The organism is Streptomyces sp. NPDC002787 (assembly GCF_053592095.1).
This window is the reverse complement of sequence record NZ_JBSFVC010000060.1, coordinates 18304-32222: the sequence shown is the minus strand read 5'-3', so window position 1 is coordinate 32222 and position 13919 is coordinate 18304. Positions and strand designations below refer to the sequence as shown.

General features: G+C 72.4%; 10 protein-coding genes. 3 read left to right on the top strand and 7 right to left on the bottom strand.

From position 1 onward, the window contains the following. From ACWD26_RS42445 to ACWD26_RS42415, 7 genes are all read right to left on the bottom strand, one after another. A partial coding sequence (locus ACWD26_RS42445; RefSeq protein WP_451278854.1) for an isocitrate/isopropylmalate family dehydrogenase occupies positions 1-523 on the bottom strand: 523 nt, incomplete at its 3' end. A 395-nt stretch (positions 524-918) separates the two neighbouring features. Next, complete coding sequence (locus tag ACWD26_RS42440) at positions 919-2127, bottom strand: metal-dependent hydrolase family protein (protein ID WP_451278852.1); 1209 nt, start codon at positions 2125-2127, stop codon at positions 919-921. Positions 2128-2266: 139 nt separating this feature from the next. Beyond that, the gene (gene fabG, locus ACWD26_RS42435; protein WP_451278850.1) at positions 2267-3088 is read right to left on the bottom strand and encodes a 3-oxoacyl-ACP reductase FabG; all 822 of its coding nucleotides are present in this window, start codon (positions 3086-3088) and stop codon (positions 2267-2269) included. Between the two features lie 59 nt (positions 3089-3147). Further along, positions 3148-4824: an FAD-dependent monooxygenase gene (locus ACWD26_RS42430; RefSeq protein ID WP_451278848.1), complete on the bottom strand. Its 1677-nt coding sequence runs from the start codon at positions 4822-4824 to the stop codon at positions 3148-3150. A gap of 21 nt (positions 4825-4845) precedes the next feature. Beyond that, the gene (locus ACWD26_RS42425) at positions 4846-5823 is read right to left on the bottom strand and encodes a quinone oxidoreductase family protein (RefSeq protein ID WP_451278846.1); all 978 of its coding nucleotides are present in this window, start codon (positions 5821-5823) and stop codon (positions 4846-4848) included. Between the two features lie 65 nt (positions 5824-5888). Then, positions 5889-6809 carry a zinc-binding dehydrogenase gene (locus ACWD26_RS42420; protein ID WP_451278844.1) on the bottom strand — a complete coding sequence of 307 codons (921 nt, stop codon included), beginning with the start codon at positions 6807-6809 and terminating at the stop codon, positions 5889-5891. A 186-nt stretch (positions 6810-6995) separates the two neighbouring features. After that, positions 6996-8534 carry a DHA2 family efflux MFS transporter permease subunit gene (locus ACWD26_RS42415; protein WP_451278842.1) on the bottom strand — a complete coding sequence of 513 codons (1539 nt, stop codon included), beginning with the start codon at positions 8532-8534 and terminating at the stop codon, positions 6996-6998. 245 nt (positions 8535-8779) lie between these two features. Between ACWD26_RS42415 and ACWD26_RS42410 the strand changes: the two genes are divergently transcribed. From ACWD26_RS42410 to ACWD26_RS42400, 3 genes are all read left to right on the top strand, one after another. Continuing rightward, positions 8780-9241, top strand: coding sequence for a MarR family winged helix-turn-helix transcriptional regulator (locus tag ACWD26_RS42410; RefSeq protein WP_451278840.1), 462 nt, complete (start codon positions 8780-8782; stop codon positions 9239-9241). A 45-nt stretch (positions 9242-9286) separates the two neighbouring features. Then, a complete protein-coding gene (locus ACWD26_RS42405) occupies positions 9287-10315 on the top strand; it encodes an LLM class flavin-dependent oxidoreductase (RefSeq protein ID WP_451278838.1) in 1029 nt (342 codons plus the stop codon). 136 nt (positions 10316-10451) lie between these two features. Next, positions 10452-13721 carry an AfsR/SARP family transcriptional regulator gene (locus ACWD26_RS42400; RefSeq protein ID WP_451278856.1) on the top strand — a complete coding sequence of 1090 codons (3270 nt, stop codon included), beginning with the start codon at positions 10452-10454 and terminating at the stop codon, positions 13719-13721. Positions 13722-13919: the final 198 nt, after the last annotated feature.

Genomic DNA, 13919 nt, shown 5'->3' with positions numbered 1-13919 from the left:
CGTGAACTCGCCGCCGTGCACACCCGCGGTGACGACGACCCGGGGGCCGGGGCGGGAGCCGTTGACCAGGGTCAGCGGGATGTCGACGGTGAGGGGCGATCTCGCTGTACTCGCCCTCGACGTTCTCCCGGACGACGACGAGATCGATCTCGCCCGCGGCGGCGCTGCGCAGCGGGCTGTCCACGCCCTCGAAGACCCGGATCGGCCGCAGTTCGACGTACTGGCGGAAGGTGCGGCGGATGGGGATCAGCAACCCCCACAGCGAGACGGGGTCCGGCACGCCCGGGTAGCCGATGGCGCCCAGCAGGATCGCGTCCGCCTCGCGCAGTCGGTCCAGGCCGTCCGCGGGCATCATCGAGCCCTCGCGCACGTAGCGCTCGCAGGACCAGTCGTAGGAGGTGTAGGAAAAGCCGATTCCGCGGCGGCGGCCGACGGCGTCCAGGACTCGCCGGGCGGGCGGCAGGACCTCGGCCCCGATGCCGTCACCGGGTATGAGGGCGATGCGGTGGTTCCGGTGCGTCATACGTCCGATTGCAGCAGCGGGCGTGGCAGCGCGTCCAAGACATGATCCCGATCTGTTTTATAAGGTTGGCTTATAAGGCAGCCTTATCGACGCACCCTTCCGTCGGCGCTCCTCCAATGCGTCTGTTCGTCAGCCCCGTGATACGACTCGTGGCGCTACGGATGCCGAGCGCACGGGCGTACGGGACGGGGACGGGCCGGGGTCCGGGGGGAGTCCCATGAGACGGGCGGCGGCCGACGTGGCGTCGTGGGTGAACAGGGTGCAGGCCAGCCGGAGGGCCAGGAGTTCCCGGGACGGGGCAGGCGATGTCCTGGGCGTCAGTCGTTCGGGTTCACCATGCATGAGGCAAGCGTCCCCGGGCGCGGTGGAGAGGCGACGGAGTGCGGCTCCAGGCCTCACCGCACCGACTCGTCGGGGCAGGGCGGTCGGGACGGGGAGCGGACTTCGCGCCCCCTCACGACGACGAGGCGAAGGGACCGCAGGGCCGTGACGTCGTGCAGCGGGTCGCCCTCGACGGCGATGAGGTCGGCGCGCAGGCCGGGTGCGATCCGGCCGGTCAGGGTCTCGACGCGCAGGGCACGGGCCGCGCGGGACGTAGCGGCCTCCAGGATCTCCGCGGGTGGCAGACCGAGCCGGGCCATGCCGATCAGGCCCTCGACGTAGGCGTGGTGGGGCGCGCCGTCGGTGCCGGCGTCGGTGCCCGCGACGATGGGGACGCCCTGCCGGTACAGCGTCGGCAGGGCGGGCAGCGGCCCGGGGGCGAGCCGGTCCCAGCGCTCGGTGAAGCGCACGCTGATGGTCGGACACACGTGGACACCGCCTGCGGCGAGCCGGCGTACGAGGCCGTGATCCGGGACGATCGCACCGGACGCGTCGAGGAAGCTGCAGTGCTCGATGGTGTGCACCCCGGCTCTCAAGGACGCCGCTATCCCCGGCGTGCCGTGCGCGTGCGCGGCGACCGGGACACCCGACCGCGTCGCCTCATCGACGACAGCCGCGAGCTCCCGCTCCGTGAACTGCCCCTGGGACGAGGCCGAACCCCGCGTCAGCGCCCCGCCGGTGGCCATGATCTTGATGAGATCGACACCGGCCCCGGTCTGTTCCCGTACCGCCTGCCGCAGCGCCTGTTCACCGACGTGGGCTCCGCCCATGAACCAGCAGTGCCCGTCCGGTACGGTCAGCGGCGCTCCCGACACGACCAGTGCCGGCCCGGGAGCCAGGCCCGAGCGGATCGCGTCGCGCACGCGTACCCCAAGGCCCCCGGGCGCGCCGAGGTCCCGGGCGGTGGTCACGCCAGCGGACAGCAACTCGCCCGCGTTGCGCAGCATGAGCGCGTACAACTCCTCCGAGGAGGCCGCCCGCATCCGGGCCATGGCGCCGGGCGCGCCGTCCAGCGCCAAATGGACATGGCTGTCGATGAGCCCGGGCAGCAGCGTGAGCGGCCCGAGTTCCACATGCTCACTCCGTCGGCGCAGCTGCCACGGCACTTCCTGGGCGGGCCCCGCCCATCGGACCAGCTCCCCCTCCACGAGCACTCCGCCGTACCGGATGCATCCGCCACGATCACCGGTGATCAGCCGGTCCGCCGTGTAGTACCTGATCATGGATACTCGTCTCTGCCGGGGGCGCGCACCGGCAACCGGGGACCGCGCCCAGGATTTCGGGGGCGGGCGCTCCTGGCCTGGGACGCTCATGGGCCGGGGGCGGGACCGCGTTCCCTCCCCCGGCCCCGGCCGACCGCCGTCAGTAGTTGCCCAGACCACCGCACACGTTCAGGGCCTGAGCCGTGATGGAGGCGGCGAGGTCGTCGGCGAGGTAGCCGACCAGGCCCGCGACCTCCTCGGGGGTCGAGTAGCGGCCGAGGGGGATCTTCGCCTGGAACTTCGTCAGCACCTCGTCCTCCGTGGTGCCCCAGTGCGCCGCGTAGCCCTGGCGTACCCGGGCCGCCATCGGCGTCTCCACATAGCCGGGGCAGACGGCGTTCACGGTGATGCCGGACTGGGCGAGCTCCTTGCCGAGCGCCTTCGTGAAGCCGATGACGCCGTGCTTCGACGCGGAGTACGGGGCGGCCAGTTCGACGCCCTGCTTGCCGCCGGTGGAGGCGATGTTGATGATGCGGCCGTGGCCGCGCTCCAGCATGCCGCCGCGCGACAGCACCTCGCGGGTGATGCGGAAGACGCTGTTGAGGTTGGTCTCGATGACCGCCTCCCACAGCTCGTCGGGAAGTTCGGCGGTCACCCCGCCACCGCCGCGCCCCGCGTTGTTGACGAGGACGTGGAGGGGCCCGAAGCGGTCCACCGCGGAGCGGACCAGGCGCTGGACGTCCGACTTCGACGTGACGTCGGCGGCGGTGCCGTCGGCCTCGAAGCCGCGGCCGCGCAGCTTGTCCACGACGGCGGCGACCGTCTCGCCGTCCCGGCCGCACAGGAACACCGCGTGCCCCTGCTCGGCGAGCAGTTCGGCGACGGCGAAGCCGATGCCGCTCGTGCCACCGGTGACCAGAGCCACCCGCCGCTGTCCGGCCTGCGCGTTCTCCTGCTGAGCGGTTGCTTCTGCCACTGCCATGCCGGGTCCTTTCGCCTTGACGTTCAGGGAGGTTCCGTGCGGTGCGCCGCGCGGGTGGTTCAGTGCGCGGGCCGGTGCAGCACCTGCCGCAGGGCGCGCTCGATCTCGGCCGCCGGGTCCGGGTGTGTCCCCGTGCACCGCCACGCCACGAACCGGTCTGGCCGCACCAGGGCGGCCCCGTCGGCACCGATGCCGTACGCGGCGGAGAACGCCCCTTCCGTATCGAGCAGTTCGGTGCCGGGACCGACCCGGTGCACTTGGACGGCGACGCCGAGCGCGTCCGCCGAGGCGGCGGCGCCCTCGGCCCACGCCGCGCCGTCCGGCCCGGTGAGCAGCACGAACGCGTGACCGAAGAGGGCGGTCGTCGAGGTGGTGGAGCCGTCCGTCCGAGTGAGAGGGACGTACGGGGCGTGGGAGCCGGGCCGGCCGGTGGGCCGGGCGGGGTTCTCGAACAGTTCGCCGTCGTCGTCGGGTTCGAGGAGCACGGCCCCCTTCGGGAAGCGGTAGCCGAACGCGATGACCGGCGGCGGCAACGCCACGGCCAGCGACTCGTCCGCGAGCTCGGGCGAGATACGGTCCACGAGGTTCGTGAACTGCTGCTCCACCAACTCCTCGGCGTACGGGCGGCGTTCGGCGTCGTGGCTGTCGAGCAGTGCCTCGCCCGCCGTGCCCCGCAGCACGGCCGCGAGCTTCCAGCCCAGGTAAAGTCCGTCCAGATAGGCGGTGTTGCCGCCCATACCGCCGGTCGGCGGCATCACGTGCGCGGCGTCGCCGACGAGCAGCACACGACCCTCGCGGAAGCGTTCGGCGACCCCGCAGGAGATCTCCGTCTCGCTGATCTCCTCGATCTTCAGCGGGGTGTCCGGGATGCCGAGGTCGGAGCGGATCTGTGCGGCGACGGTGTCCTCGCTCGTCCACCAGCCGTCCGGCAGTTCGGGCGTGAGGTTGCGGAAGTACCCGTACAAACCGGGCACCTCGGTGTTGAACAGGACCGCGCGACCCACGTGCAGCGCGGTGAACCGGCGGCCGTCCGCGGCGCCGTCCGTGTGGGACAGCGGCTCGCTCAGATCGGCCTCGAACAGGACGCGCAGCACCTTCCCGACCGTGCCCCGGCCGCGCACCGCGATGCCGAGGGACTGCCGGATGGCGCTACGCCAGCCGTCCGCCACCACCAGGTACCGCGCCCGGATCACCCGCCGCTCGCCGGTCTCGGTGTGCTCGGTGACCGCGGTGACCCCGTCGGCGTCCTGGGTGAGCGAGGTCAGCCGGGTCGAGAAGCGCAGCCGCGCGCCGAGTTCCGCCGCCCGGTCGGCGAGCACGGCCTCCACCGCGGACTGGCTCGCGGTGCCCCAGTCCTCCGGGGACACATGCCGCATGCTCAGTTGGTCGCCGCTCATCAGCGTGCGCAGCACCGGACCCGAGAGGGTCTTCGCGACGACCATGTGGAAGTCGCTGCGGTACGCGCGGCCCCGCTCCCGCACGGTCTCGGCGGCGCCCGCGATGGCCAGCGCCTCCATCGTGTGCGGGTACTGGCCGGTGGCCTTCACCGCGGTCGACGTGCTCGGGTGGCGCTCGACCACCAGCGCGGGTACGCCGTGCAGGCCGAGGAAGACGGCCGTGCTGAGACCGCCGGGGCCCGCTCCGGCGACGAGGACGGGCACGGTCTCGTCGGGCTCGGACCCGGGCGCGGGTGTCGGTGGGCCGGCCGGATCCGGCCGCTGTGTTCTCTGTGTCATGGTGACGGGCTCCCTCGGGGCTCAGGGGACGAGGACGACACGGCCCAGCTGGGTACGGCTCTCGATGACCCGGTGGGCCTCGGCCGCCTCGGTCAGCGGCAGCGTGGTGTGCACGGCGACCCGCAGACCGCCCGACGCGACCAGCCGGACCAGCTCGGCGCGCGCCTCTGCCACCCGTACCGGGTCGGCCTTCGCCCAGGCGTCGAGCGAGGAGCCCACCACGTAGGTGAGGCCGAGGAGTTCGGTCATCGCCACCTTCGCGACCTCGCCGTCGGCGCCCGCGAAGCCGTAGTAGACGAGCCGCCCGTACGGTTTGAGCAGCTTCAGGCCGTCCTTGAACACGGCGCCCTCGACGCTGTCGAGCACCACGTCGACGCCCTGGCCGCCGGTGAGTTCGCGGACCTTGTCCGCCCAGTCGGCCTGCCGGTAGTCGACGACGTCGTCGGCGCCGTGCGCACGGACGAAGTCCGCCTTCGCGGGCGAGCCGACCGTGCCGATGACCCGGCCCGCGCCGCGCGCCTTCGCGAGCTGGGTGACGAGATGGCCGATCGCGCCGGCCGCGGCGTGCACGAGCACCGTGTCGCCCTTGGTGACCCGGGCCGCGTCGAGGACGCTCCAGGCGGTCTGCGCGGTGGAGCCGAGCGCGGTCGCGGTGGCCGCGTCGAGACCCTCGGGTACGACGAGGACGCGCTCGGCGTCGACGACGACCTGGTCCGCGTACGCGGCGGGCACCCCGAACGCCGCGAGCCGGGTGCCGGGCGCCGGTCCGTCGGTGTCCGGACCGAGCGCCTCGACCCGGCCCACCACGTCGCCGCCCGGGCGGCCGGGCAGCGGGGAGGGGAACGGGGCGGTGTCGCCGCGCAGTTGCGTTTCGATGAAGTTGACGCCGACGGCCTCGGTGCGCAGCAACAGCTGACCCGGGCCGGGGGTGGGCACCGGCACGTCCTCGACGCGCAGGACGTCGGGGGAGCCGTGCTCGTGGTAGCTGATCAGTCGCATGGGAACCTCGCGGTGCGGTGACGGGAGTGGGCTCGCGGGTACGGCGGCACTACGGGCGTCCGGGGTCACATGGACAGGACGACCTTGCCGTTGACCTCGCGGGAGTACAGGGCGCCGATCGCGCGCTGCGGGTCGGTCCAGGGCAGCAGCAGGCCCGGCTCGGCCACCAGCTTTCCGGCGGCGACCAGGTCCAGCAGGAGAGCCAGGTCGGCCGGTACGTCGCGCCGGGTGACCTCGTCGAGCAGGAACAGGTACTCGATGCGCACGCCCGGGCGGGCGTGGCCCCAGTCGGCGGGCAGGCGCAGCTCGGCGCGGACCGTGTTGCCGAAGACGGTCGCCACGCCGCCGCGGCGCAGGAGCCGGTAGCCGGTGCTGAACACCTCGCCGCCGACACTGTCGACGAGGAGGTCGACGGGGGTGGTGGGCGGCTCGTCGTAGCCGGCGACGACTTCGGCGCCGAAGTCGTCGAGCCCCTTGCCGCGGGCCTGGGAACCGACCCAGGCGGTGACCTCGCTGCCGCCCGCGCGGGCCAGTTGTACGGCCACGCGGCCGACGCCGCCGCTCGCGCCGGTGACGAGGGTGCGCCTGCCCAGGAGCCAGCCGGCCTTCCGGAGCGCGTAGAGGGCGGTGAGGCCGGCGACGGGGAGGGTGGCCGCGTCGGTGTCGGTGACGCCGTCCGGGATGACCGCCAGGCGGTCGGTGCGGACCGCGGCCAGTTCCGCCCAGGCGTTGTTCGCCGCCAGGCCGGTGACGCGGGCGCCCGCGGGTGGGCCGCTGCCGTCGGACGCGGGGCGCAGGACCGTGCCGACGACGTCCAGCCCCAGGGAGGAACCGATCGGACGGCGGGCCGCGAGGAGGAGATCGGCCCTGTTCAGGGCCGTCGCGTGGACCTCGACAAGTGCCTCGTCCGGGCGGGGGCGGGGGTCGAGTACGGACCGCAGCTCGACGGTGAGCGGATCCACGGCGGTGGTGACCAGAGCCTTCAACGTTTTCCTCGCGGGCAGACGGGTGCGGTGGGTTCTCCCAGGTATAGGCGGGGGCGCTGGATTCCTGGTCCAGCGGCCATGGGGCGGGCCGACGCGGTGCCGGGCGCCGCTGCCGGCCGGCGGGGCAGAAGGAACCGGCCCGCCCCCGGGGGATGAGGGGCGGGCCGGTATCGGGGGAGGGAGTGGTCAGGCAGGGGTGGATTGCGGGAGGGCGCCGGTGTCCTCGGTGGGCTGCTTCGGGGGTGCCTCCGCGCGGAAGGAGCCGGGGAGGGCCAGGGCCGCGAGGGCCGCGATCACGCTGAAGGCGATGATGACCCAGTACGAGCCGCCGTACGCCCCCGCGGGGTGCCCGCCGGATGTGCCGAGTCGCTCCTGCAGGGTGATCGCGATGGCCGCGATGCCGAGCGCGCCGCCGATCTGGTTGAAGATGAACAGCGCGCTGGTGGCCCGGGGCGCGCTGGCCTCGCCGACGGCCTTGTACATGAAGGCCATCGTGCCGGGCGCGGTCAGACCGATGCCGTAGCCGGTGAGGCCGAGGGCGACGGACAGCAACGCGGAGTTCGTGTCGGAACCGATCTGCGAGAAGGCGAGCGCGCCGAGTGCGGTGACGAGCATGCCGACCGTGGAGGTGAGCCGCGCGGTGACCTTGTTCGCCGTCTTGCCGGAGGTGATCGCGCCGGCGGCGCCGAGGACACCGGAGGGGATCAGCAGCAGGCCGGCGTGCAGGGCGCCGAACCCGCGGGACTGCTGGTAGTACAGCGGGGTCAGGAGCAGCAGGGCGTTGGCGACGGCGCCGACGAAGAACATCGTGATGACGGCCATGGTGAAGCCGCGCTTGCCGAACATACGCAGGTCGATGAGCGGCGTGACCGAGGTGCGCAGCGCGTGCACCGCGTACCCGACGAGCAGCAGCACACCGGCGACGAAGGCGACCAGCACCTTCGGGGACGACGCGTCACCGGAGTGCGCGGCCGTCGTGAAGCCGTAGACCAGCGCGGCGAAACCGGGGGAGAGCAGCGCCAGGCCGAGGACGTCCAGGCGCTCCTCGGGGCGGCCGGCGTGCTGGTCGGCGGGCAGGGTGCGCAGCGCGAGCAGCAGGGCGATCAGACCGATGGGCAGGTTGATCAGGAACATCCAGCGCCAGCTCACGGCATCCACGAGGACACCGCCGAGGACGGGACCGAGGATCGGGCCGAGGGTGAGGGGCAGCGAGATCAGCGCCATGGCCTTGGCGACCCGCGCGGGGCCCGCGGTCGTCGCGAGGACGCTCTGCACGACCGGGACGATCATGCCGCCGCCGAGGCCCTGGAGCACCCGGAACGCGATCAGCGACTCGATGGACCAGGCGAAGCCGGACAGCACCGAGCCGAGCACGAACAGGGAGACGGCGGCGAGCCACATCGTGCGGCCGCCGAAGCGGTCGACGGCCCAGCCCGCGAACGGTGTGGCGACGGCGACGGCGAGCAGATAGCCGGCGGTCACCCACTGGACGGTCGCGAGCGGTGAGCCGAACTCGCCGCTGAGCGTCTTCACGCCGACGTTGACGATCGTCTCGTCGAGCAGCGCCATCAACAGGGCGAGCAGCAGGACAGCGGCCATGCGCATGAACGCCGGGTCGAGCTTGTCGTTCACCTCGGCGGCCGTCTCCGCTGCCGCTGGAGCGGTCTGCGAGGGCTCGGTTGTCGTATCGGGTGCCGTGGACGATTCGGGAGTTCCGCGTGTCATGCGTACCGCCTGGGGTCGATGCAGTCGGGGACGGGCGCGGAACGACACCGCGCTCTGTGACCTCCACACTAGAGGTAGATGCAGGCGCCTGCATCTAATTTTCGGACAGATCTCTGCTTGCCTTGCTGATTGCCGCGTCGTTGGGGCAGGCTGTGAAGGAAAGCGCTTGAAAAATGCATGCATAGACATGGTCTATGCATGGAGATGGCTATAGTGGAGGGGGAGCGAGCGAAGGGGAGGCGGACATGTCGGCCGATGACCGTGGAGGGCGTCCCGGTGAGTTCGACCTGTGGCGTCGGCTGACGCTGATGGTCGGTCAGCTCAACCAGTCGCTGGAGAGGATGCTCGCGAGCGAGCACCAGATCTCCCTGCCCGAGCTGATGGTGCTGATCGAGCTGCGGCACGGTCACGAGCGCGGCACCCGGGTGCAGGAGCTGTCCACCGCGGTCGGGCTCGACCAGTCGTCCATGAGCCGGCTCGTCACCCGCCTGGAGAAGAAGGGCCTCACGACCCGGGTCTCCTGCGAGCACGACCGCCGCGGTGTGTACTGCATGCTGACGCCCGAGGGTGCCGAGCGCGGTGAGCGGGCCGAGGCCCGCTGCCGTGAGGAGCTGACCGGACTGCTCGATGTCGCCTCGTTCGACGACCGTTGGGCATCGCTCGTCTCCCGCGTCCGGCACACCGCGGCGGGAGCCGCCACCCCTTAAGCGCGTCACCCCCTCCTTTCGGCCCTGTCCGTGAAGGAGACCAGCGTGAAACTGTCCGTCCTGGACCAGTCCGTCGTGCCGGAGGGATCCACCCCGGCCACCGCCCTGCACAACTCCCTGGATCTGGCACGTCTCGCGGACCGGCTCGGCTACCACCGCTACTGGTTCGCCGAGCATCACGCCACGCCCTCCTTCGCGGGCCCCGCCCCGGAGATCATGGCCGCCAGGGTCGCTGCCGAGACCCACCGCATCCGAGTCGGCTCCGGCGGGGTGCTGCTGCCGCACTACAGCCCGCTGAAGGTCGCCGAGGTGTTCCGGGTGCTCGGTGCGCTCTCGCCCGGCCGGATCGACCTCGGCGTCGGCCGCGGCATCGGCGCCGGCAGCATCGAGGCGCACGCGCTCGCCCCCGGTACCTCCGGGGGCGGCGGGGACGGGGACTTCCCCGGCAAGCTCGCCGAACTCCTCGCCTTCCTGCACGGCGGCTTCCCCGACGGGCACCCGTACGGGCGCATCCAGCTCATGCCCACCGCGGGCGCGCCCGAGGTGTGGCTGCTGGTCGCGAGCCCGCAGAGCGCCGAACTCGCCGCCCGGCTCGGGCTGCCCGTGTCCATAGCCCACTTCGGCCGGCCCGATGCCACCCGCTCCGTCGTCGAGGCGTACCGCGGCGCTTTCGACAGCCGCGAGGGGGTGCGGCCGCGTGTGCAGATCGGTATCGGGGTGTACTGCGGGCCCACCGGGGGGGAGGCCCAGCGGGTCTTCGCCAGCCAGCGGCTCTTCCGGCTGCGCATGGGCCGTGGGCTGCTGCTGCCACTGCCGTCCCCGGAGGCCGCGCTCGACGGGCTGCGCGGCGAGGCGGAACCGCTCGCGGACGAGGTGGCCGAGTGGCCGAGGTGCGTGGTCGGCGACCCCGACCACGTGCACAAGGAGCTCACGTCCATGACCGAGGCGCTGGAGATCGACGAGTTCATGGTGCTTTCCACGATCCACTCGCCCCGGGATCGCATGCGCTCCTACGAACTGCTCGCGCGGCGCTTCGGGCTGGCCGGGGAGGGCGGCGGCGACCGCACCGCGTGAAACGAGGCGGAGGCGGACGGCCGGACGAAAAATGTCCTGAACCATATGACACACCGGCCCGCCGAATGTGGCCTGGATCACACGTGGCGGCCTCGTACGCAAGCACGTTCTACTGTGGCGCCGTGCACGGTTGACCGTGCACAGGGGGACCGACGGGGCAGGTGTGCGCTTGAATGGGGAACACGCTTCGATCTACGACTTCCGGATACTCGGACCCCTGGCGGTCCGCACGGGGGGAAGAGAACTGACTGTTTCGTCCCCCAAGCAGCGGGTGCTCCTCGCATCCCTGCTGCTGCGGGCCGACCAGGTGGTCACCTCCGACGAACTCATCCGCAGGCTCTGGGACGACCAGCCACCACGAGACACCCGTGCCGCGCTGCACGTCCACACCACCCGGCTGCGGGCACTGCTGCGTGAATCACTCGACCTCGGTGACCCTCCGGTCATCGAGACCCACCCGGGCGGCTACCGGCTCGCGATGGATCCGGCCGCACTCGACCTCACCCGCTACCGGAAGGCGGCCGACGAGGCCCGCGTCGCCCGCCGCCAAGGGGACACCGCCCGGGAACTCGCCGCCCTGGAACGGGCGCTCGCCGAATGGCGCGGCGATCCCTTCGAGACCGTGCCCTCCGCCTCGCTCCAGACCGAGGCCGTGCCGCAGCTCGCGGAGGAACGCCTCACCCTCGTCGAACGGCGCTTCGCGCTCGTCCTCGACCTCGGCGGCAGCGCCGACATCATCCCGCAGCTGCGCGCACTCGCCGGCGAACACCCGCTACGGGAACGGCTGCGCGAGTACCTGATGCGGGCTCTGCACCGCACCGGGCAGGTCGCCGCGGCGCTGGAGGAGTATCGCGACTACTACCGGATGCTCGACCGTGAACTCGGACTCCCGCCGGGGCAGGAACTCCAGGAGCTGCACCGGCAGCTGCTCGCCGAGACCGGTGAACTCCACACCCCCCAGGCCGGACCCTCGGGCCGACGTGCGTACGCGGTCCGCGAGGTCCACCGGCCGGCCGGAGTACAACCCACCAACCCCAGAGCGCCCTGGGTGGTGCAGCGCCAACTCCCGCCCGAGGCCACCCACTTCGTCGGACGGGAGGAACTGCTGGAGGAGGTCGTCGCCGCGCTCACGCCACGCCAGCGCGCGGCCGTACCGCTGGTCAGCCTCGTCGGCCCGCCCGGCGTCGGCAAGACCGCGCTCGCGCTGCGGGCCGCGCACCGGCTCAGCCCGGCCTACCCCGACGGACAGTGGTACATCCGCCTCCACGACGCCCGCGGCGGAGCCCGGCCCGTGTACGACATCATCGCCGAACTGCTGCACGCCTCCGGCGCCGACGTCTCCGTACTGCCCACCGAACGGCACCAGCTCACCGGCGTGCTCCGCAGCCGGCTCGCCGACCGGCGCGTGCTCATCGTCATCGACGACGTCAACGACAGCGAACAGGTCCCCGACCTGCTGCCCGGTTCGCCGAGCTGCGCCGTGCTCGCCCTGCACCGCGAGTACCGGCCCGACCTCGTCGCCGTCTACGGCGCCCGCAGCTTCACCCTCGGCCTGCTGTCGCAGAAGGAGGGGGAGCAAGTACTCACCGCCGTTCTCGGCCGGGCCCCGGAGGCCCTGTGCGCCACGGCCGTCACCGAACTCGTCGAACTGTGCGGCCGGCTTCCGCTCGCCCTGCGCATCGCCGCCGGACACCTGGCCGGACGGCCCTGGCGGTCCGTCGAGTCCTTCGCCGAGGCGCTGCGCGAGGGCGACCCGCTGGAACTCCTCGCCCTCGGCGACAGCCCGTCGACCGCCGTACGGGCCGCGTTCAGCGTCGCCTACGAGTCGCTGCCCGCGCTGTCCCGCCGGTTCTTCCGGCTGCTCGGCGTCGTCGGCGACATGGCCTTCACTGCCCGTACCGCCGCCCAACTCGCCGACTGCGAACCCCAAGTGGCCGACCAGCTCCTCGACAAGCTCGCGGCGGCCCAGCTCATCGAGGTCTCGTCCCAGGACACCTACCGCTTCCACAGCCTCATCGCCCTGTACGCGGCCGAGCGGGGCGTCGAGGAGGACGGTCCCGCCGACCGGCGGCAGGCCCTGAACCGGCTGTGCCGCTGGTACCTGCGCCGCACCGACGAGGCCGTGCGGTCCTGCTACCCGGGCTTCCTGCGGGTGTTCCGGCCCGACCCCCACGGCCCGGGACCCGAGGTCGAGCCCCGGGCCGCGCAGGAGTGGCTGCGCGCCGAGCAGTCCAACCTCGTCGCCCTCGTCGTCCGCGCCGCCGACGAGCACCTGGACGAGGTGTGCGTCCGCCTCGTGGACATGCTCCGCGGCTACTTCACCCTCGGCCGGCTCCAGACCGACTGGCTCACCATCGCTCAGGCCGGGTTGCGCGCCGCGATCTCGCTCGGCGACCAGCGGGTCACCGCCGTGATGCGGCTCAGCGCCGGGCTCGCTCTCCAGGGCCTCAACCGGCTCCCGGACGCGGCCCGCGAACTGCGTGCCGCGCACCGCCAGTTCATCCGGCTCGGCGTGCGCGACTTCGAGGCCGTCACCGTCAACGCCATCGCGATGAACCAGCTCCAGCGGCCCACCAAGCACATCGACAGCGCCGTCACCCTGCTGGAACGCGGCCTGGAGATCAGCCGGCACCTGGAGCTGCGGCCTGTCGAGGCCCGCGGACTGATGTACCTGGGCATGGCCCGGCACAGCCAGGGCCGGCTGCACGCGGCCGAGGCCCACTTCAGCCGCGCCGCCGCGATCCTCGACGAGGACGGCGTCCAGCGCTCCCGCCCCGAGGTGCTGGCCCGGCTCGGTGCCGTCCACGCCGACCTGCGCGAATGGGACGCGGCCATGGCCAACCTCAGCCTCGCGCTGTCGCTCAGCAAGGAGTTCAACGCCCCCCACTCCACGGTTCTCGCCTCCTACGGGCTCGCCCAGGTCTACGCCTGCAACAGCTATGTCGACCTCGCCTACCAGCACGCCGAGAGCGCCGTCGTCATCGCCCGCGACCACGGCTATGTCGCCCTGGAGGCCAACGCCCGCAACACCCTGGGCGGACTGCACCTCATCCGGGGCAGATCCGCCGACGCCCGCGAGGAGTTCACCCGCACCCTCGCCATCGCCGAACGCATCGGCCACCCCCAGTCCGAGGCCCACGCGCTCATCGGCCTCGGGCGGCTCGAACTCGCGGGCGGCCGGCCTGCCGAGGCGTACGAGCTCGGCATGCGCGCGGTCACCGTCGCCGACGGATCCGGGCTGCTCCTCCTCCGCGCCCAGGCCGAGGAGCTGTGCCGGCGCACCGACACCGCTCCCGGCCGGGAACACCCGGAGCACACCGGCGAAAAGCTCGCGGACGGCAGCGGCACGGACCTGCCCGAGGTGTCCGACAGCCTCCGCGCACTGTTTCCGGAATGCAGTGCGTGAAGGTGGCGGGAGAAGTGACAGGGGTGCCCTTCGCGAAGGGCACCCCTGAGCGTTCCGGGCCGGTTCGTCAACGTCGTGTTGCGGCTTCATGACGGCCGTGCCCTGCGACGACGTGCGAAGGGAAACTCCCGCCGGGGTGAAAGGCCGCCGAAAGTGAGGCGCAAGATCCAGCGGCCACGATGGTGCCTGTAACCCATC

What these genes read in the sequence shown, in the direction of transcription:
- ACWD26_RS42430 (WP_451278848.1), bottom strand. Translation starts at nt 4,824, where the DNA reads ATGACACAGAGAACACAGCGGCCGGATCCGGCCGGCCCACCGACACCC.
- ACWD26_RS42415 (WP_451278842.1), bottom strand. Translation starts at nt 8,534, where the DNA reads ATGACACGCGGAACTCCCGAATCGTCCACGGCACCCGATACGACAACC.
- ACWD26_RS42425 (WP_451278846.1), bottom strand. Translation starts at nt 5,823, where the DNA reads ATGCGACTGATCAGCTACCACGAGCACGGCTCCCCCGACGTCCTGCGC.
- ACWD26_RS42410 (WP_451278840.1), top strand. Translation starts at nt 8,780, where the DNA reads ATGTCGGCCGATGACCGTGGAGGGCGTCCCGGTGAGTTCGACCTGTGG.
- ACWD26_RS42440 (WP_451278852.1), bottom strand. Translation starts at nt 2,127, where the DNA reads ATGATCAGGTACTACACGGCGGACCGGCTGATCACCGGTGATCGTGGC.
- fabG (WP_451278850.1), bottom strand. Translation starts at nt 3,088, where the DNA reads ATGGCAGTGGCAGAAGCAACCGCTCAGCAGGAGAACGCGCAGGCCGGA.